Genomic DNA, 19,329 nt, shown 5'->3' on the forward strand with positions numbered 1-19,329 from the left:
CCGTGCAGCTTCACTCTCTCCGCCATCCGACCCGAGACACCGCCGCCCGCTCCCAGGGGGGAAAGGATGCGGCGGGGCTGCCGGTCTGGGATCTCTCCGACCTCTATGACGGCACCGCGGACCCGGCGCTGGAGGCCGATCTCGCCCGCGCCGAGATCGAGGCCCGGGCCTTCGCCGAAGGGCATGCCGGGCAACTCCAGGGCCTCTCCGGCGACAGGCTGGCCGAGGCCATCGCGACGTACCAGCGAATCGACGAGGTGCTGGGACGGGTGATGTCCTTCGCCCAGCTGCTGTTCTCGGGAGACTCCCAGGACCCCGCCAACGGCCGCTTCTACCAGGACATGCAGGAGCGAGTGACCGGCATCTCCACCCATCTGCTGTTCTTCACGCTGGAGCTGAACCGGCTCGAGGAGGCGAGGCTGGAGGAGAAGTTCGCCGGCTCGGCCGCCCTGCGCCACTGGCGGCCCTTCCTGCGCGACCTGCGCGTCTTCCGTCCGCACCAGCTCTCGGACGAGGTCGAGCGCCTGTTGCACGAGAAGGAGGTGACCGGGCGCTCCGCCTGGAACCGCCTGTTCGACGAGACCATCACCGCCATGCAGGTGACGGTGAAGGGCGAGACGCTGAACGTCTCCGGCGCCCTGAACAAGCTCTCCGACCGCGACCGATCGGTGCGCGAGGCCGCCGCGAAGGGCGTCGCCGCCGCCTTCGGGGACAAGGCGCGGCTGTTCACCCTGATCACCAACACCCTCGCCAAGGACAAGGAGATCATCGACGGCTGGCGGAAGTATCCGCGGCCCGGCAGCAGCCGCAACCGCGCCAACATGGTCGAGGACGAGGTGGTGGACGCCCTGGTCTCGGCCGTGACGGCCAGCTACCCGGCGCTGTCGCACCGCTACTACGCCATGAAGGCGCGGTGGCTGGGGCTGCCGAAGCTACAGCACTGGGACCGCAACGCGCCCCTGCCGGATGAGGACGACAGCCGGATCCCCTGGGACGCGGCGCGGGAGCGCGTGCTCGCGGCGTATTCCGCCTTCAGCCCGGAGCTCGGCCGCGTCGGGCGAGAGTTCTTCGACCGGCCCTGGATCGACGCGGCGCTGCGCCCCGGCAAGTCCTCCGGTGCCTTCGCCCACCCCACGGTGCCCTCGGCGCATCCCTATCTGCTGCTGAACTACCACGGCAAGTCGCGCGACGTGATGACATTGGCGCATGAGCTGGGCCACGGTGTGCACCAGGTGCTGGCGGCGAAGCAGGGCTATCTGATGTCCGGCACGCCGCTGACCCTGGCCGAGACCGCCAGCGTCTTCGGCGAGATGCTGACCTTCCGCGCCGTGCTGGACGCCGAGACCGATCCGCGCCGCCGCCGCGCGCTGCTGGCCGGCAAGGTCGAGGACATGCTGAACACGGTGGTGCGGCAGATCGCCTTCTACCGTTTCGAGACCCTGCTGCACGACGCCCGCCGCCGGGGCGAGCTCTCGCGCGAGGAGATCGGCGCGCTCTGGATGCAGGTGCAGACCGAAAGCCTCGGCCCGGCCTTCGAGTTCACGCCGGACTACGAGATCTTCTGGTCCTACGTGCCGCATTTCGTCCACACGCCGTTCTATGTCTATGCCTATGCCTTCGGGGATTGCCTGGTGAACGCGCTCTACGGCGTCTATCAGGAGGGCAGCGTGCCGGACTTCCAGGGCAAGTATCTCGAACTGCTGCGCGCGGGCGGCACCCTGCGGCATCGCGAGCTGCTGGCGCCCTTCGGCCTCGATGCCTCGGACCCGGCCTTCTGGCACAAGGGGCTGAACGTCATTTCCGGCTTCATCGACGAACTGGAGCGTGCCGATGGCTGACGACCGCGAGGCGAGCAGCCTCTTTGGCGAGATCCGCCGCATGGCACGCACCTCGGGCGCGGTGGGCGGCATCGCGGCACGGGTGGCGGGGGAGCGGTTCCTCGGTATCCGCACCGACCGCAATGCCCATGCGGGCGACCTCAAGGCGCTGCTCGGCGGGCTGAAGGGCCCGTTGATGAAGGTGGCGCAGTTCCTGACCACCGTGCCCAATGCCCTGCCGCCGGAATATGCGCAGGAGCTGGCCGCGCTGCAGGCCAATGCCCCGCCGATGGGCTGGGCCTTCGTGCGCCGCCGGATGTCCTCCGAGCTGGGGCCGGCCTGGCAGTCGAAGTTCGCCAGCTTCGGCCAGGAGGCGGCGGCGGCGGCGAGCCTCGGCCAGGTGCATCGCGCGACATTGCCCGATGGCCGGCTGGTGGCCTGCAAGCTGCAATACCCCGACATGGCCAGCGTGGTGGAGGCGGACCTCCGCCAGCTCAAGCTGGCCATGGGGATCTTCGCGCGGATGGACGATGCCATCCAGCACGACGATGTCTATGTCGAGCTGTGCGACCGGCTGCGGGAGGAGCTGGACTATGGCCGGGAGGCGGCGCAGATGCGGCTCTACAACCGGATGCTGGCGCCGGTGCCGGAGGTGCGCACGCCCAGCCCGGTCGAGGGGTATTGCACCCGCCGCCTGCTGACCATGAGCTGGCTCGACGGCCGGCCGATCCTCGAGCGGCTGGCGGAGGAGCCCTCGCAGGAGGAGCGGAACGCCTATGCCACGGCGCTGTTCAAGGCGTGGTATCTGCCCTTCTACCGCTACGGCGTGATCCATGGCGATCCGCACCTCGGCAACTACCAGGTGCGGCAGCCCTCGGAGGAGGGGCCGGCGGGCATCAACCTCCTCGACTTCGGCGCCATCCGGGTCTTCCCCCCCGCCTTCCTGCGCGGCGTCATCATGCTGTACGAGGCGCTGCGCGACGAGGACCGGGACAAGGCGGCCGAGGCCTACCGGATCTGGGGCTTCACCAACCTGTCGAAGGAGAAGATGGAGGTGCTCGGCCTCTGGGCGCGGTTCCTGCACGAACCCCTGCTCGACGACCGCGTGCGGCCGATCCAGGAGGTGGACGACCCGGATTTCGGCCGCAAGGTCGCGGCCGAGGTGCATGCCGGGCTGAAGCGCACCGGAGGGGTCAAGCCGCCGCGCGAATTCGTGCTGGTGGATCGTGGCGCGGTCGGCCTGGGCAGCGCCTTCATGCGGCTGCGCGCCGAACTCAATTGGCACCGCCTGTTCCAGGAGCTGATCGCCGACTTCAACGAGCAGGAACTGGCGGCGCGCCAGGCCGAGGCGCTGCGCGAGGCCGGCGTGCCGGCCACCGCGCCCTGAGGGGGAGCTGAGGGGAGCAGGGCGGAGCCGCCTGGGGCTCCACCCGCCGCTCAGACGGCGTAGGGCGGCTTGTCGAGCCCCGCCGGGGAGAAGGTGAAGACCTCGCAGCCGGTCTCGGTGACGCCCACCATGTGCTCGAACTGGGCGGAGAGGCTGCGGTCCCGCGTCACGGCGGTCCAGCCGTCATCGAGCACCTTCACCTCCGGGCGGCCGATGTTCACCATGGGCTCGATGGTGAAGAACATGCCGGGCTTCAGCACCGGCCCCTCGCCGGGGCGGCCGAAATGCAGCACGTTGGGCGAGGCGTGGAAGGTGCGGCCGATGCCGTGGCCGCAGAAATCCCGCACCACGCTGAAGCGGTTCTTCTCCACGTAGCTCTGGATCGCGTGGCCGATATCGCCAAGCCGGGCGCCGGGCTTCACCACCTTGATGCCGCGCAGCAGGCTCTCATAGGTCACGTCCATCAGCAGCCGGGCCTTGGTGCTGGGCGTGCCGGCGACATACATGCGGCTCGTGTCGCCGTACCAGCCGTCGAGGATGACGGTGACGTCGATGTTCAGGATGTCGCCGTCCACCAGGACCCGGTCGCCCGGGATGCCATGGCAGACCACGTGGTTGAGCGAGATGCAGACCGACTTCGGATAGCCCCGGTAGCCGAGGCAGGCCGAGACCGCGCCGTTCTCCTGGATGAAGGCATCGCAGAGACGATCCAACTCGCCCGTGCTCACCCCCGGCCGGACATGCGGGGCGATCATGTCGAGCGTGGCCGCGGCCAACTGCCCCGCGCGCCGCATCCCTTCGAAATCCTCAGGCGCGTGCAGGGTGATCCGCCGCGCCTCTGCACCAGACTGTTCCATGACGGGGAAAAATGCGCGCCAACGGGCAGTGTTGCAAGCCATGCCTGCGCAGGGCTGCCACCGGCGGCAGGAATGCGCTCCTAGTTCCCGGGCCGCTCGCCGGTCCCGTGCTCGACCGTCCCCAGTGCATCGGCGAGGCGCAGGCCGGCGCTGCCGCGGGGGGCAGGGCGCGGCTGGTCCGGGCCGGGGGCCCAGCCGGTCAGGATCAGCATCTCCAGCGGCATGGCCAAGCCATCCGGGCCGGGGGTCAGCGCCGCCAGCGCCATGGGGAACAGCGCGCGGGGCGGAACGCGCGGGTCGCGCGCCAGGACCGCATTGCCCTCTCCGGCGGCGCGGAGATCCCGCAGCAGCGCGAGCGGGCTGCGGTAGCGCAGGTCCAGCCGGTCCCGGTCGGCGACCGGCATGGCGAAGCCGGCCCGTTGCAGCAGCGCAGCACCATCGCGCAGCTCCGGGAAGGGCGAGACGCGCGGGCTGAGACCGCCGCGCAGCTCGCTCTCGACGCGGGCCAGGGCCTCGCGCAGCGGCTGCAGGGTGCCGAGCGCCGGCAGGCTGGCCAGGAACAGGCCATCCGGCGCCATGGCGCGGCGGAGCTGCAGCAGGGCGCCCGGCAGATCGTTCACCCAGTGCAGGGAGAGGTTGGCCAGGACCAGGTCGAAGCTGCCGGGTGCGAAGGGCAGCCACTCCTCATCCCCGGCCAGGGGCAGGATGCCCTCCTCCGGTTCCGGCCGGCGCGCCATGGCGGCTGAGAGATCCATCGACACCACCTGCCCGATGCCGCGCGCGCGCAGCGCGGGAGCCACCACGCCACGGCCGCCGAGGTCGAGCGCGCGGTGAAAGCGGCGCGTGGTGTCGTCCAGCCGATCCAGCAACAGGGCCGCCGCCGCCTCCAGGATGGGGGCGACAGCGCCGATCCCGCCCGCCGCGCGGTCCCGCCGGCGGCGCACCAGAGCCCGATCGAAAACCTGCATCGCATCCGCCATGCCGGGCAGATGCCCTCGGGAGCGGCGACGTGCAAGGCGGCTTGTGCGCCATCGGGATGCAGGCCTAATCTCACAAAATGGTGAATACGCTTCGCCGCTGGGTCGCGCCCGCCTGTTCCACCGGTCTGCGCCGCCTGGGCGCCGCCGCGATCGACCTGCTGCTCCCGCCCCGCTGCATGGCCTGCGCCGAGCCGGTGCTCGACCACGACACGCTCTGCACCGCCTGCTTCCGCGCCACGACGCTGATCAACTCGCCCTGTTGCGACCGTTGCGGTCTGCCCTTCCAGCATGACGGCCAGGGCCTGCCAGCGGCGGAAGGGGAGGGGCTCGCCTGCGCGCAGTGCCTGGTGCGGCCACCGGATTACGGCCGTGCCCGTGCGGCTCTTCTTTATGACGAGGGCTCCCGGCGGCTCATCCTGCCCCTGAAATATGGCGACCGCACCGAACTGGCCGGCCTGCTGGCGCGGCAGATGGTCCGGGCCGGGCGGGAACTGCTGGCGGAGGCGGAGCTGATCCTCCCGGTGCCGCTGCACCGCAGCCGCCTGCTGACGCGACGCTACAACCAGGCGGCGCTGCTGGCGCGCCGCCTGTCGCGCCTCTCCGGCCGGCCCTGGGCGCCGGATCTGCTGCTCCGCGCCCGGCGCACGCCGCCGCTGGCCGATTTCGGCGCGGCGCAGCGCGCCCTGGTGCTGGAAGGGGCCTTTACCCTCTCGGCCGGGGCGGCACGGCGGATCGAGGGCCGCCGACTGCTGCTGGTGGATGACGTGCTGACCTCCGGCGCGACGGTGGGGGGCTGCACGCGGCTGCTGCTGGCCGCCGGCGCCGCCTCGGTGGATGTGCTGGCGGCGTCGCGCACCGCGGCGTCCCGCGCGGCGGGGCAGTGACAGCCCGTGCTCCAGTGTGGCCACGGGTGTGAAACGCCCTTGACCGTCGCCTGGAGCGAGACGATCTGTGCTGCATGGCCCAGGTCGAAATCTACACCACCGCCTTCTGCCCCTACTGCTCCCGCGCCAAGCTGCTGCTGGGCCGCAAGGGCGTCGATTTCCGGGAATACGATTCCCCGCACGGCTCGGCGGAGCGGCAGGAAGCCATCCGGCGCTCCGGCGGCCGCAGCACGGTGCCGCAGATCTTCATCGACGGCGAGGCGATTGGCGGTTGCGACGATCTTTTCGCGCTGGACCGTACCGGCAAGCTCGATGCCATGCTGCAGGGCGGCTGAGGCCGGTCCCGGCGGCAGCCGCCCCTTCCTCCCTGTCATTGGCTTGGCGAAGGCATGATCCACTATCAGCTGCGCTGCGATCAGGACCACGGTTTCGATGGCTGGTACAAGGACAGCCAGGCCTACGAGAAGCTTGCCCGCGGCGGGCTGATCGAGTGCCCTGTCTGCGGCGGCACCAGGGTCTCGCGCGCCCTGATGGCGCCCGCCATCGGCAAGGGGCAGGTGGCCGAGCCAGCGCCTCCGCCCCCCGTGGCTCCCAAGGCCGGCGCGCCCGCCGTGGCCGGGCCCATGCCGGCGCAGATGCTCGCCCTGCTGCAGAGGATGCGCGCCGAGGTGGAGCGGCACTGCGAGGACGTCGGTGCCGATTTCGCGGAGGAGGCGCGCCGGATGCGCCGGGGCGAAAGCGACCATCGCGGCATCTACGGCGAGACCTCGGACGCCGAGGCCGAGGCCCTGCGGGACGAGGGCATCGAGATCGCGCGGCTCCCCTGGGTGCCGCGCGCGGACGGCTGAGGCCCCCGGCGCCGCGCTAGTCCCGGCGCATCGCCACGATGTAGTTGACCGAGACGTCCCGGCTCTCCCGCCATTCCTGACGCGGAAGGCCGGGCACCATGCCGGCGATGTCGGTGGTCCGCAGGCCGGCCCGGCGGGCCTCGGCGCCCACCTCGGCCGGCGTCACGAACATCCGCCAGTCATGCGTGCCGCGCGGCAGCAGGCGCAGCAGGTACTCGGCCCCCAGCTTGGCGAAAAGAAAGGCTTTCGGCGTGCGGTTCAGGGTGGAGAGGAAGACCATGCCGCCCGGCCTGGTCACCGCCGCCAGGGCCGCCAGGAAGGCCGGGCGGTCGGCCACATGCTCGATCACCTCCAGCGCCACCACGGCATCGAAACGCCGCTCCTCGGCGGCGAGATCCTCCGGCAGGCCCTGGCGGTAGTCGATGGAGAGCCCGCCCGCCGCCGCATGGGCGCGGGCCGCCGCCAGCGCCTCGCCGGCGGCGTCCAGGCCGGTCACCGCCGCGCCCTTCCGCGCCAGCCCCTCGCTGGCCAGCCCGGCGCCGCAGCCGACATCCAGGATGGCCAGGCCGGAGAGATCCTCGCCGGCGCGCCCGGTCGCGGCGGCCAGGCGGCGGGCGATCCAGCCGCAGCGCAGCGGATTCATCCGGTGCAGCGGCGCCATCGGCCCCGCCGGGTCCCACCAGCGCGCCGCCAGGGCGTCGAACTTGGCGATCTCGCCGGCCATGGCGGTATTGCTGGCGGTATTGCTGGCGGGCATGGCAGGGCCTCCGGACATGGCGCCGGCGCGGCGGCGGCCTGCGGTTGCAGGTTGCGGCGGGGCGCGGCCTTGGTTATCTGTCCCAGCCCTTCGCCGGCTGCAACCGTGGCCGGCCCCCGAAGCCCCACCGGAAGCGATCCTTCAGACCCGCATGGCCCGTATCGTGATGAAGTTCGGCGGCACCTCCGTCGCCGATCTGGACCGTATCCGCAACGTCGCCAACCGGGTCAAGCGCGAGGTCGACGCCGGGAACGAGGTCGCCGTCGTCGTGTCCGCCATGTCCGGCGTCACCAATCAGCTGGTGAAATGGTGCCAGGAGCTCTCGCCGCTGCATGACGCGCGGGAGTATGACACGGTGGTGGCCACCGGCGAGCAGGTGACGATCGGCCTGCTGGCCATCGCGCTCCAGACCATCGGCGTCGATGCCCGCTCCTGGCAGGGCTGGCAGATCCCCATCCGCACGGACGCCGCGCACGGCAAGGCGCGGGTCGAGGAGATCGAGGGCGCCGTCCTGATCGAGCGGATGCGGATGGGCCAGGTGCCCGTGGTCGCCGGCTTCCAGGGCGTCGGGCCGGACAATCGCGTGACCACGCTGGGGCGCGGCGGGTCGGATCTCTCCGCCGTCGCCGTCGCCGCCGCGGTGAAGGCCGACCGCTGCGACATCTACACCGATGTCGACGGGATCTACACCACCGACCCGCGCATCGTGCCGCGCGCGCGCAAGCTGCCGGCGGTGGCCTATGAGGAGATGCTGGAGCTGGCCTCGGTCGGCGCCAAGGTGTTGCAGACCCGCTCGGTCGAGCTGGCGATGAAGCAGCGGGTGCGGGTGCAGGTGCTGTCCTCCTTCGAGGACAAGCCGGGCGAGCCCCTCCCTGGTTCTCTGGTCGTGGATGAGGATGAGATCGTGGAACAGCCGCTGGTGACGGGTGTCGCCTATTCCCGCGACGAGGCCAAGGTGACGCTGCGCCGGGTGCCGGACAAGCCGGGCGTCGCCGCCGAGGTCTTCGTGCCGCTCTCGGCCGCCAATGTGAATGTCGACATGATCGTCCAGAACCTGGGCGCGGACGGCACCACCGACATGACCTTCACCGTCGGCAAGACCGATCTGCCGCGCGCCAAGGACGTGCTGGAGAAGGCGCGCGCCACCATCGGCTTCGAGGCCATGCTGACCGATCCGGATGTCGCCAAGATCAGCATCGTCGGCATCGGCATGCGCTCCCATGCCGGCGTCGCGGCGACGATGTTCAAGGCGCTGTCGGAGAAGGGCATCAACATCCAGGTCATCTCGACCTCGGAGATCAAGACCAGCGTGCTGGTCGGCGCCGAGTACACCGAGCTGGCCGTGCGGGCCCTGCACACCGCCTACGGCCTGGACGCCGAGGGCTGATGGCCCTCCAGGAGCAGGCCGGTTCCGCCGCGGTGCGGCCCGGCTCCGTCGAGGCGTTGATGGCGCGCGGCGCGGCCTTCCTCGGCTCGCGCCACGCCATCCTCGGCGGCGCCATGAGCTGGGTCAGCGAGCGCAACCTGGTCGCCGCCCTGTCGAATGCGGGGGCCTTCGGCGTCATCGCCTGCGGGGCCATGATGCCCGAGCGTCTGGCCGAGGAGATCGCCGCCACCCAGGCCCTGACCGACCGGCCCTTCGGCGTCAACCTGATCACCATGCATCCGAACCTGATGGAGCTGGTGCAGGTCTGCCTGGACGCGAAGGTCGGCCATGTCGTCTTCGCCGGCGGCATTCCCCCGGGCCCGGCCATCAAGGCCGCGAAGGAAGGCGGCGCGAAGGTGATCTGCTTCGCCCCGGCCCTGGCCCTGGCGAAGAAGCTGGTCCGCTCCGGCGCCGATGCCCTGGTCATCGAGGGCTCCGAGGCCGGCGGGCATATCGGCCCGGTCAGCCTGACCGTGCTGGCGCAGGAGATCCTGCCGCACATCCGCGACGTGCCAGTTTTCGTGGCCGGCGGCATCGGCCGGGGCGAGGCCATCCTGTCCTATCTGGAGATGGGCGCGGCCGGCGTGCAGATCGGCACCCGCTTCGTCTGCGCCACCGAGAGCATCGCGCATCCGAACTTCAAGCGGGCCTTCCTGCGCGGCGCCGCGCGGGACGCCATGCCCACCGTGCAGCTGGACGACGCCTTTCCGGTCATTCCTGTCCGCGCCCTGCAGAATGACGGGACCAAGCGCTTCCTGGCGCATCAGGCCGAGGTGATCCGGCGCTACAAGGGGGGAGAGCTGACGCGGGAGGCCGCCCAGCTCGACATCGAGCACTTCTGGGCCGGCGCCCTGCGCCGGGCGGTGATCGACGGCGACGTCGAGAACGGCTCCCTCATGGCCGGCCAGAGCGTGGGCATGGTGACGCGGGAGCAGCCGGTGGCCGAGATCATCGGCGAGCTGCTCGATCAGGCGGAAGCGGCCGTGGCGGCGCGCGCCGCGGGCCACTAAGTCTCCGCGGGGCCGCCGCGGGCGCGGGTCCGCATGGCTTGAGGTTGCGGCCACCGCCAAGACATGGCCTCATGCGTGTATGCGGAATCGCCTTTCCGCCCAGCGCTGAGGTCATTCGTCCCGTGCTTCAGGACAGCAAGCGGCAGACCCGGATGGAAGCCTCCGGCATGGAGGCGGCTCGCGTTGGCCAGGCGCTGCGCGAGGCCCGGATGTCGCTCGGCCTCAGCCTGGAGGACATGTCCCAGAGGCTGCGCATCAACATGCGCTACATGGCGGCGCTGGAGGAGGGACGGCCCGAGGATCTGCCCGGCACCGCCTACGGCGCCGGCTTCGTGCGCAGCTATGCCGAGGCCATGGGCCTGGACGCGCCGGATCTGGTGCGCCGCTTCCGGGAGGCGGCCGGAGCGCCGCAGCAGGGTCGCGAGCTGATCTTCCCCGAGCCGGTCCCGGACCGCGGCGTCCCGACCGGCCTCCTGATCCTGCTGGGCGCGCTGCTGGCCGGTGGTGGCTACTTCGCCTGGTATCAATGGAACGGCGCCGGCCTCCGGACGGTGGATGCCGTCCCCGACCTGCCGCCGCGCCTCGAGGAGACGGCGCGGCAGGCGGGACAGCCGCCGCTGCCTCGCCCACAGGTGCCGCCGGGCGGCGGGGGCGTGGCCCCGGCGCCTTCCGCCCCGCCGCTCGCCGCCGCGCCCCCCGTCTCCGTGCCGCCGCTCGCCGTGGCGCCGGTCGCGCCGCCCCCTCAGGGCGCGCCGGCCGTCCCCTCCGGCGCCCCGCCCGCTGAGCCGCCGGCCGCGCCCGCGCCGCCGGCGCCCACCGGGACTCCCATCGGGGCTCCCGCCGGACCGGCCGTAGGCGCCGAGACGCACGCCACCCCGGCGCCCAATGCCGTGGTGTTGAGAGCGGAGCAGGAGTGCTGGGTGCAGATCCGCGATCCCCGCTCGGGCCGCATCCTGCTGAGCCGCCTGCTGCAGCCGGGGGAGACCTTCGAGGTGCCGCCCGAGCCCCCCGGCCTGCTGCTCAACACCGGCCGCATCGAGGCGCTGGCCATCCAGGTCGGCGGCGTCGCCTCGGCCGCGACCCAGGGGCTGACCGGCGTCCGGCGTGATGTCGCGCTGGATGCGGAGCGCCTCCGCGCGGCGCCGCCGGGGCAGCTTCCCTTCCGCTGAATTCCGGTTATCGCTTGGCCACCGGCCGGCATGCTGCCATATCGGCGGCATGCCGAAGCGGGAGGCCTGACCGCCAATGTCCTATCGTCCCTATCAGCAGATCCAGCGCCGCAAGTCCCGCCAGATCTGGGTCGGCAAGGTGCCGGTGGGCGGGGATGCGCCCTTCTCCGTCCAGACCATGACCAATACGCCGACCGAGGATGCCGAGGCGACCATCGCCCAGATCCGCCGGGCCGAACTGGCCGGAGTCGACATCGTCCGCGTCTCCTGCCCCACGGAGGAGGCGACGGCGGCGTTGAAGGAGATCGCGCACGAGGTGAACGTGCCGATCGTGGCCGACATCCACTTCCATTACCGGCGGGCCATCGAGGCCGCCGAGGCCGGCGCCGCCTGCCTGCGCATCAACCCGGGCAATATCGGCAGCAAGGAGCGGGTGAAGGAGGTCGTGAAGGCCGCCCGCGACCACGGCTGCTCGATCCGCATCGGCGTCAATGCCGGCAGCCTCGAGAAGCATCTCCTGGAGAAGTATGGCGAGCCCAATCCGGAGGCGCTGGTGGAAAGCGCGCTCTGGCACGCCGCGCACCTGCAGGAGCTGGACTTCCACGAGTTCAAGATCAGCGTGAAGGCCTCGGACGTGTTCCTGGCCGTCGCCGCCTACCAGCAGCTGGCGGAGGCCTGCGACCACCCGCTGCACATCGGCATCACCGAGGCGGGCGGCAAGCGCACCGGCACGGTGAAGTCCTCGATCGGCCTGGGCTCGCTGCTCTGGGCCGGCATCGGCGACACGCTGCGCGTCTCGCTCTCCGCCGAGCCGGAGGAGGAGGTGCATGTCGGCTGGGATATCCTGAAGTCGCTCGGCATCCGGCATCGCGGGGTGAAGATCATCTCCTGCCCGTCCTGCGCGCGGCAGGGCTTCAACGTCATCCGGACGGTAGAGGCCCTGGAGGAGCGGCTGGCGCATATCGAGACGCCCCTGACGCTCTCCATCATCGGCTGCGTCGTCAACGGGCCGGGCGAGGCGCTGATGACCGATCTCGGCGTCACGGGCGGTGGCGCCGGCCGCCATATGGTCTATAGCGCCGGCCGGACCGATCATACCGTGGAGGATGCGCGGATGGTCGACCACATCGTGGAACTGGTCGAGAGGAAGGCCGCCGAGATCCAGGCGGCGGAGGCTCTGGCCAAGCAGGCGGCGGAGTAAGCACCTTGAGCGGCATGCAGCCGGTTCGCGGCACCAGGGACCTGATCGGCGAAACCTTCCGCCGCCACCACCACATCGTCGAGACGGCGCGCCACGTCAGTGGCCTCTACGGCTTCGAGGAATGGGCGACGCCGATCTTCGAGGACACGGCGGTGTTCGCCCGGTCCCTGGGCGACACCTCCGACGTGGTGAGCAAGGAGATGTACACCTTCCAGGATCGCGGCGGCGATTCCATCACGCTGCGGCCCGAGGCCACGGCCGGCATCTGCCGCGCGCTGGTCTCCAATGGGCTGACCCAGGGCGGCCTGCCGCGCAAGGTGTTCTACACCGGCCCGATGTTCCGCTACGAGCGGCCGCAGAAGGGTCGCTTCCGGCAGTTCCACCAGATCGACGTCGAGGTGCTCGGCGCCGCCGAGCCGCTGGCCGACGCCGAGGTGATCGCCATGGGCTGGCAGTTGCTCCAGCAGCTGGGCATCGATGACGGCGTGGTGCTGGAGATCAACACGCTGGGCGACACGCCGAGCCGCGATGCCTATCGCGCCGCCCTGGTCGCCTATTTCCGGGCCTATGCCGGGCAGCTCTCCGCCGACAGCCAGGCGCGGCTCGAGAAGAACCCGATGCGCATCCTGGACAGCAAGGATGAGGGTGACAAGAAGCTGGTCGCGGCCGCGCCGACCATCGATGCGCATCTGACGCCCGAGGCGAAGTCCTTCTTCGACAAGGTTCTGTCCTATCTGGACCTGTTCGGCGTGCCCTACCGCCGAAACCCTCGGATCGTGCGCGGGCTGGATTACTACAGCCACACCGCCTTCGAGTTCGTCACCGATCGCCTGGGCGCCCAGGGCACCGTGATGGGCGGCGGCCGTTACGAGGGGCTGGTCAGCGAGATGGGCGGGCCGCCCACGCCCTCGGTCGGCTGGGCGGCGGGGGTCGAGCGGCTGGCCGAGCTTCTGGCGGAATCGCCGGAGCCGACGCGGCCCGTCGCCATCCTGCCGGTCAGCGAGGCGGAGGAGGCGCCGGCCATCGAGCTGCTGCAGATGCTGCGCGCCTCCGGCGTCCCGGCCGAGATCGCCTACAAGGGCAATCTCAAGCGGCGCATGGAGCGGGCCAACAGGATCGGCTCCCAGGCGGCAGTGATCCTGGGCGAGAGCGAGGTGGCGGAGGGCGTCGTGCTGGTGCGCAACCTTGCGGACGGGTCGCAGGAGCGGGTTGGCACGGCGGGGCTGCTCTCGGCCCTCGCCGCCGCGGGCGTGGTCGATGCCATGCTTGAGCAGGTGGTGGAGGGGCTGGAACTCGCCGCCGAGGATGACGAGCCGGGCGAGGAATGAGCGGCGGCAGCACGCTCGCCGGCAAGCTCGATCGCCTGCTCTACCGGGCCGACGAGATCCGCGCCCTGCTGGAGACGGCGGAGGGCACGCAGATCGGCGCCCTGGCCAGGGAGCTTTCCGAGCTGGAGCCGGTGGTCGCCAAGGTGCGGGCGCTGCGCGCCGCCGAACAGGCGCGGGACGAGGCCGAGCAGCTCCTGGCCGATCCCGAGATGCGCGAGCTGGCGGAGGCCGAGTTCTACAGCCAGCGCGACGCCGTGCCGGCGCTGGAGCGGGAGATCCGCCTGCTGCTGCTGCCGCGCGACGCCGCCGACGCCGGCAGCGCCATCCTGGAGATCCGCCCCGCCGCGGGCGGCGATGAGGCCGGCCTCTTCGCCGCCGAGCTCTTCGCCGCCTATCAGCGCTATGCCGCCCAGCGCGGCTGGCGGTTCGGCGTGCTGGAATACGACGAGTCCGAGCTGGGCGGCATCCGGGGCGCGGTGGCCGAGGTCGAGGGCCAGGGGGTCTTCGCCCGCCTGAAGTTCGAGAGCGGGGTGCACCGCGTGCAGCGCGTTCCCTCCACCGAGACGCAGGGCCGCATCCACACCTCGACCGTGACCGTGGCCGTCCTGCCGGAGCCGGCCGAGGTGGATGTGCAGGTCAACGAGTCCGATCTGCGCATCGACACCTACCGCGCCTCTGGCGCCGGGGGGCAGCACGTGAACAAGACGGACAGCGCCGTCCGCATCACCCATCTGCCGACCGGCACGGTGGTGGCGATGCAGGAGGAGCGCAGCCAGCACAAGAACCGCGCCAAGGCGATGAAGGTGCTCCGCGCCCGGCTCTACGAGCAACAGCGCTCGGCGGCGGATAGCGCCCGCTCCTCCGACCGCCGCTCCCAGGTCGGCACCGGCGACCGCTCCGAGCGCATCCGCACCTACAACTTCCCCCAGGGCCGCGTCACCGACCACCGTATCGGGCTGACGCTGCACAAGATCGACCGCGTGATGCAGGGCGAGTTCGATGACATCATCGACGCGCTGACCGCCGAGGACGAGGCGGCGCGGCTGGCGGCGGCGGATGTCTGACGGCGGCTGCGCCGATCCCGCGGGGTCGGTCGGCGCCTTCCTCTGCCGCGCCGGCCAGCATCTTCGCGCCGCCGCCATCGAGAATCCCAGGCTGGAAGCCCGCCTCCTGCTGGGCGAGGCCATGGGCCGGGAGCCGGCGGCGCTGCTCGGCATGGCCCGCGCCCCGGTGCCGCCGGCGGCGGCCGGCCGCTTCGCCGCCATGCTGCGGCGGCGCCTGACACGCGAGCCGATGGCCTTCATCCTGGGCCACCAGGGCTTCTGGAGCCTCGACCTCGAGGTGTCTCCGGACACCTTGATCCCCCGCGCCGACTCCGAGGCGGTGGTCGAGGCCGCCCTGGCCGCGATGCCGGCCGGCGCTCATCGCGTGCTGGACCTCGGGACCGGGACGGGCTGCCTGCTCCTGGCCGTCCTGTCCGAATGGCCCCTGGCCTTCGGCGTCGGCGTGGACCTTTCGCCGGGGGCGGCGGCGCTGGCGGCCCGCAATGCCGCCCGCAACCGGCTGGCGGACCGCGCCGCCTTCCTGGCCGGCGACTGGGCGGCATCGCTGAGGGGCGGGTTCGACCTGGTGCTGTCGAACCCGCCCTATATCGAGAGCGGGGCGCTGGCCGCCCTGATGCCCGAGGTGTCCCAACATGAGCCGCCACGCGCGCTGGATGGCGGCGCGGACGGGCTGGAGGCCTACAGGAGCCTGACCGGCGCGTTGCCGGCCCTGCTCTCACCGCAAGGCTGCGCCGTGCTGGAGTTGGGGCAAGGCCAGGCCAGGCCGGTTTCCACCCTGGCGGAAAGGGCGGGGCTTGCGATTCGCGACATCAGAACCGATCTCTCGGGCATCGAGCGTGCCCTGGTTCTGGCCAGACGGTGAAAAAACCGTTTGGCTGCGCTGCGGTGCGCGGCTAGGGTGCCGAGGCGGCCCCGGGCGGTTGAGTCCCCCGGCTGGACCCGCCGGGATGATCTGGCATGGCAGACTGGCCATGCCCTTCTCCGGCGCCGCAGCGATGCAACACCATCAGCAAGCCCCGCGGTGTGCTTGTCCCTTTGGACAGATGCGCTGCATGGCGCGAGCATGAGACGGCGAACGCAACACCGATGAATATGAAACGCATGCGCGGCCGTGGCGGCCATCGCCATGGTGGCGGCGGCAGCGGCGGGGGCGGACAGTTCCGCCAGCCCAGCCATCAGCCGATGAACCGCAACCATGTCTTCGACTCCAGCGGTCCGGACATGCGGCTGCGTGGCACGGCGCAGCAGCTTTTTGAGAAGTACCTTCAGCTCGGCCGGGACGCGACCGGCTCCGGTGACCGGGTCATGGCCGAGAGCTATTTCCAGCACGCCGAGCATTATTTCCGCATTCTCAACGCCATGGCCCAGGCGGCCGCCGCGGCCCAGCAGGGCCAGCCTCGCCGGGCTTCGAATGGCGAGGGCAGCGAAGGCGGTGAGGGGGAGGGCGAGATGAACGGCCACTCCCAGTCCGGCTTCGGAGGCGACGCCGATGCCAGCGACGCCGATCAGCGCGAGACCATCCAGTAGGCCGGAGCCCGTCGTCCGGGGCCGGGCGGTGTGACCGCCGGCCTCGCCGGCGGGGGCCGCTTCAGGCGTCGAGGGGTGCCTCCAGGGAGTCTCCCAGCGCGACGCGCCCGCCTTCCAGCACGCGGGCATGGACGCCGAGATCGGCATGGCCGAAGTGCTGGCGCAGCAGGCGCGGGATATCCAGGTCGCGTTCGCCGGTCCGCAGGTTCACCTGCGTGGCCGGGCAGCGCACCGTTCGCTTGAACACCTGCAGCCGCGCGCCGCCCACCAGGATTTCCCGGTCCACCCAGTCGAACTCCGCCCAGGCCGGCAGGCCGGTGAAATAGAGATTGGCCCGGAACCTGAGCAGGTCGAGCTTCTGCCCGACGGCGGCCTCCAGGGCTTCCAGGCTGGCCATGTTGATCAGCGAGATGCCCTTGGTCTTCTGGTCGGTGAAGTTGTGCGCCGACGCCTCCGTGAAGTAGGGGTTGCCCCGCGCCTCATCGGCCATGTAGCGGCTGAGCAGCGCGGCGATGCTGGCGCGCCCCTCGGGGCTGCGCGTATCCGCCAGCAGCGGCGCCGCGCCCGGAACGGAAAGCGAGAGCTGCCCGCTACGCCCGTCATAGGCGGAGGCGACGAGCGCCAGGCGGGCATTGACCATGAGGCAGGCGAAGTTCTGCTTGGGCAGGAAGCGCGGTGCGGCCGGGTCGAAGGGCGCGTCGCCCTGCACCAGGGCGAATTGCCGGTCATGGGCGATGCATTCCCCCTCCCGGAGCTCCACCTGCTCCAGCGCCTCGGCCGAAAGACCCTTCACCGGATAGCGGTAGAGATGCTCGACACGCATCGGTTCAGCTCCTGCTTTTTTGGCGCCAACCCCTTGAAGGCGCGTCGCTTCCCTTACCACATCCCGGACAGGATGCCGCACCGGGTGTTGCCTTGCGGGACACCGGGCGACGGTTGCCTCATGTGGAGGGACCAGATTCTATGGACATCGAGAAATTCACCGAGCGCGCCCGGGGCTTTCTGCAGGCCGCACAGACCATCGCCATACGTGAGTACCATCAGCGCATCACGCCTGAGCATCTGCTGAAGGCGCTGCTCGACGACGAGCAGGGCGCCGCGGCCGGGCTGATCCGCGCCGCCGGCGCCGATCCGAAGCCGGTTCAGACGGCGGTGCAGCAGGAGCTGGACCGGCTTCCGCGCGTCGAAGGGGCGGGCGCCGGGCAGCCGCAGTTCACGCCCGATATCGTCCGCGTTCTCGACGCCGCGCAGCAGCAGGCCGGAAAGGCGGGCGACGCCTATGTGGCCCAGGACCGGCTGCTGACCGCGCTGGCGGCCAGCAACAGCCCGTCGGGCAAGGCGCTGGTCGCCGCCGGCGCCACGGCGCAGAAGCTGGATGCCGCCATCGCCACCATCCGCAAGGGCCGGACGGTGGATAGCGCCAGCGCAGAGCAGAGCTTCGACGCGCTGAAGAAGTATGCCCGCGACCTGACCGCCGCCGCGCGCGAGGGCAAGCTCGATCCGGTGATCGGCCGCGACGAGGAGATCCGCCGCGCCATCCAGGTGCTGGCCCGGCGCACCAAGAACAATCCGGTGCTGATCGGTGAGCCGGGTGTCGGCAAGACGGCCATCGTCGAGGGCCTGGCGCTTCGCATCGTCAATGGCGACGTGCCGGAGGCGCTGCGCAACAAGCGCGTCCTGGCGCTCGACCTCGGTGCCATGGTGGCTGGCGCCAAGTATCGCGGCGAATTCGAGGAGCGGCTGAAGGGCGTGCTGTCCGAGGTGGAGAGCGCGGCGGGCGAGATCGTCCTCTTCATCGACGAGATGCACACGCTGATGGGGGCGGGCAAGGCCGATGGCGCGATGGACGCGGCCAATCTGCTGAAGCCGGCCCTGGCCCGGGGCGAGCTGCACTGCATCGGCGCCACCACGCTCGACGAGTATCGCAAGCACGTGGAGAAGGACGCCGCCCTGGCGCGGCGCTTCCAGCCGGTTTTCGTCGGCGAGCCGACGGTGGAGGACACCATCTCCATCCTGCGCGGCATCAAGGAGAAGTACGAGCTGCACCACGGTGTGCGGATCGCCGACAGCGCCCTGGTGGCGGCGGCGACCCTGTCCAACCGCTACATCACCGACCGCTTCCTGCCCGACAAGGCCATCGACCTGGTGGACGAGGCGGCATCCCGCCTGCGCATGCAGGTGGACAGCAAGCCGGAGGAGCTGGACGAGGTCGACCGGCGGCTGATGATGCTCAAGATCGAGCGCGAGGCACTGAAGAAGGAGGACGACGCGGCCAGCCGTGATCGCCTGGGCAAGCTGGAGCGCGAGATCTCCGATCTGGAGGAGCGGTCCGATGCCATGGCGGCGTCCTGGCAGGCGGAGAAGGACAAGCTGAACTCGGCCCAGAAGGCCAAGGAGGAGCTGGACCGCGCCCGCACCGAGGTGGAGGTGGCGCAGCGCAAGGGCGACTATGCCCGCGCCGGCGAACTGACCTACAGCGTCATTCCCCGACTGGAGCGGCAGATCGCCGAGGCCGGAGGCGAGGGCGGCAAGCTGGTCAACGAGGCGGTGACCGAGGAGGGCATCGCCGCGGTGGTCAGCCGCTGGACCGGGATCCCGGTCGAGAAGATGCTGGAGGGCGAGCGCGCCAAGCTGCTGCGCATGGAGGACTCGCTCCGGCAGCGCGTGGTGGGGCAGGAGGAGGCCCTGGAGGCGGTTTCCAAGGCGGTGCGCCGTGCTCGCGCCGGCCTGCAGGATCCGAACCGGCCGATCGGCAGCTTCCTCTTCCTGGGCCCGACCGGTGTCGGCAAGACCGAGCTGACCAAGGCCATAGCCAGCTTCCTCTTCGACGACGAGAAGGCGCTGCTGCGGATCGACATGTCCGAGTACATGGAGAAGCACGCGGTCAGTCGCCTGATCGGCGCGCCTCCGGGCTACGTCGGCTATGAGGAGGGCGGCGCGCTCACCGAGGCGGTTCGCCGGCGGCCTTATCAGGTGATCCTTTTCGACGAGGTCGAGAAGGCGCACGAGGACGTGTTCAACGTCCTGCTGCAGGTGCTGGATGATGGGCGGCTGACGGACGGGCAGGGGCGGAC

At 71.0% G+C, this 19,329-nt stretch carries 18 protein-coding genes (1 of these 18 only partly in view); 14 read left to right on the forward strand and 4 right to left on the reverse strand.

All coding sequences use genetic code 11. The features are described from left to right. The first annotated feature begins 2 nt into the window (after positions 1-2). Positions 3-1,838: a M3 family oligoendopeptidase gene (locus ACF3NH_RS14990; RefSeq protein WP_422923834.1), complete on the forward strand. Its 1,836-nt coding sequence runs from the start codon at positions 3-5 to the stop codon at positions 1,836-1,838. Then, positions 1,831-3,204 (forward strand): ABC1 kinase family protein, encoded by a 1,374-nt coding sequence (locus ACF3NH_RS14995; protein WP_422923836.1) that lies wholly within the window; start codon positions 1,831-1,833, stop codon positions 3,202-3,204. The genes ACF3NH_RS14990 and ACF3NH_RS14995 overlap by 8 nt, the downstream gene beginning before the upstream one ends. 50 nt (positions 3,205-3,254) lie before the next feature. Here the strand turns inward: ACF3NH_RS14995 and map are convergent, their stop codons facing one another. Together map and ACF3NH_RS15005 are read right to left on the reverse strand one after the other, a co-directional pair. Further along, positions 3,255-4,061 carry a type I methionyl aminopeptidase gene (gene map / locus ACF3NH_RS15000; RefSeq protein ID WP_198367959.1) on the reverse strand — a complete coding sequence of 269 codons (807 nt, stop codon included), beginning with the start codon at positions 4,059-4,061 and terminating at the stop codon, positions 3,255-3,257. Between the two features lie 80 nt (positions 4,062-4,141). Then, positions 4,142-5,041: a methyltransferase domain-containing protein gene (locus ACF3NH_RS15005; protein WP_422923838.1), complete on the reverse strand. Its 900-nt coding sequence runs from the start codon at positions 5,039-5,041 to the stop codon at positions 4,142-4,144. Positions 5,042-5,118: 77 nt separating this feature from the next. Between ACF3NH_RS15005 and ACF3NH_RS15010 the strand changes: the two genes are divergently transcribed. The 3 genes from ACF3NH_RS15010 (at position 5,119) to ACF3NH_RS15020 (ending at position 6,773) form a co-directional block, all read left to right on the forward strand. After that, entirely contained in the window at positions 5,119-5,925 is an 807-nt protein-coding gene (locus tag ACF3NH_RS15010) for a ComF family protein (RefSeq protein WP_422923840.1), read from the forward strand. A 74-nt stretch (positions 5,926-5,999) separates the two neighbouring features. Beyond that, positions 6,000-6,260, forward strand: coding sequence for a glutaredoxin 3 (grxC, locus tag ACF3NH_RS15015; RefSeq protein WP_198367956.1), 261 nt, complete (start codon positions 6,000-6,002; stop codon positions 6,258-6,260). Between the two features lie 54 nt (positions 6,261-6,314). Then, positions 6,315-6,773 (forward strand): DUF1178 family protein, encoded by a 459-nt coding sequence (locus ACF3NH_RS15020; protein WP_422923842.1) that lies wholly within the window; start codon positions 6,315-6,317, stop codon positions 6,771-6,773. Positions 6,774-6,789: 16 nt separating this feature from the next. Here ACF3NH_RS15020 and ubiG read toward each other — a convergent pair whose 3' ends face one another. Then, the gene (ubiG, locus tag ACF3NH_RS15025) at positions 6,790-7,530 is read right to left on the reverse strand and encodes a bifunctional 2-polyprenyl-6-hydroxyphenol methylase/3-demethylubiquinol 3-O-methyltransferase UbiG (RefSeq protein WP_422923844.1); all 741 of its coding nucleotides are present in this window, start codon (positions 7,528-7,530) and stop codon (positions 6,790-6,792) included. A 151-nt stretch (positions 7,531-7,681) separates the two neighbouring features. On the opposite strand from ubiG, the gene ACF3NH_RS15030 reads away from it, so the two are divergent. The 8 genes from ACF3NH_RS15030 to ACF3NH_RS15065 all read left to right on the forward strand — a co-directional run bounded on the left by ACF3NH_RS15030 (position 7,682) and on the right by ACF3NH_RS15065 (position 16,255). Then, positions 7,682-8,917, forward strand: a complete 1,236-nt coding sequence (locus tag ACF3NH_RS15030) for an aspartate kinase (RefSeq protein ID WP_198367953.1) — start codon at positions 7,682-7,684, stop codon at positions 8,915-8,917. Continuing rightward, positions 8,917-9,966, forward strand: a complete 1,050-nt coding sequence (locus tag ACF3NH_RS15035) for an NAD(P)H-dependent flavin oxidoreductase (RefSeq protein ID WP_198367952.1) — start codon at positions 8,917-8,919, stop codon at positions 9,964-9,966. The genes ACF3NH_RS15030 and ACF3NH_RS15035 overlap by 1 nt, the downstream gene beginning before the upstream one ends. Positions 9,967-10,133: 167 nt before the next feature. Further along, on the forward strand, positions 10,134-11,135 hold the full coding sequence (locus tag ACF3NH_RS15040) for a helix-turn-helix domain-containing protein (protein ID WP_422923847.1): 1,002 nt from the start codon (positions 10,134-10,136) through the stop codon (positions 11,133-11,135). A gap of 76 nt (positions 11,136-11,211) precedes the next feature. Continuing rightward, complete coding sequence (gene ispG, locus ACF3NH_RS15045; protein ID WP_422923849.1) at positions 11,212-12,336, forward strand: flavodoxin-dependent (E)-4-hydroxy-3-methylbut-2-enyl-diphosphate synthase; 1,125 nt, start codon at positions 11,212-11,214, stop codon at positions 12,334-12,336. A 5-nt stretch (positions 12,337-12,341) separates the two neighbouring features. Next, positions 12,342-13,664 carry a histidine--tRNA ligase gene (gene hisS / locus ACF3NH_RS15050; protein ID WP_422923851.1) on the forward strand — a complete coding sequence of 441 codons (1,323 nt, stop codon included), beginning with the start codon at positions 12,342-12,344 and terminating at the stop codon, positions 13,662-13,664. Further along, positions 13,661-14,728 (forward strand): peptide chain release factor 1, encoded by a 1,068-nt coding sequence (gene prfA / locus ACF3NH_RS15055; protein WP_198367948.1) that lies wholly within the window; start codon positions 13,661-13,663, stop codon positions 14,726-14,728. Before hisS ends, prfA begins: the two co-directional genes overlap by 4 nt. Then, positions 14,721-15,590 carry a peptide chain release factor N(5)-glutamine methyltransferase gene (gene prmC, locus ACF3NH_RS15060; protein ID WP_422923854.1) on the forward strand — a complete coding sequence of 290 codons (870 nt, stop codon included), beginning with the start codon at positions 14,721-14,723 and terminating at the stop codon, positions 15,588-15,590. The genes prfA and prmC overlap by 8 nt, the downstream gene beginning before the upstream one ends. 224 nt (positions 15,591-15,814) lie before the next feature. After that, on the forward strand, positions 15,815-16,255 hold the full coding sequence (locus ACF3NH_RS15065; RefSeq protein WP_422923856.1) for a DUF4167 domain-containing protein: 441 nt from the start codon (positions 15,815-15,817) through the stop codon (positions 16,253-16,255). Between the two features lie 61 nt (positions 16,256-16,316). On the opposite strand, the gene ACF3NH_RS15070 is transcribed toward ACF3NH_RS15065, so the two are convergent. Then, complete coding sequence (locus tag ACF3NH_RS15070) at positions 16,317-17,078, reverse strand: MOSC domain-containing protein (protein ID WP_422923858.1); 762 nt, start codon at positions 17,076-17,078, stop codon at positions 16,317-16,319. Positions 17,079-17,218: 140 nt separating this feature from the next. Between ACF3NH_RS15070 and clpB the strand changes: the two genes are divergently transcribed. Beyond that, on the forward strand, positions 17,219-19,329 hold the 5' portion of the coding sequence (clpB, locus tag ACF3NH_RS15075) for an ATP-dependent chaperone ClpB (RefSeq protein ID WP_422923860.1). It continues 457 nt past the right edge of the window; only the first 2,111 of its 2,568 coding nucleotides appear in the window; its start codon is at positions 17,219-17,221; its stop codon lies off the right edge, out of view.

Source organism: Pseudoroseomonas sp. WGS1072 (genome assembly GCF_049340465.1).
Taxonomy (GTDB): domain Bacteria; phylum Pseudomonadota; class Alphaproteobacteria; order Acetobacterales; family Acetobacteraceae; genus Pseudoroseomonas.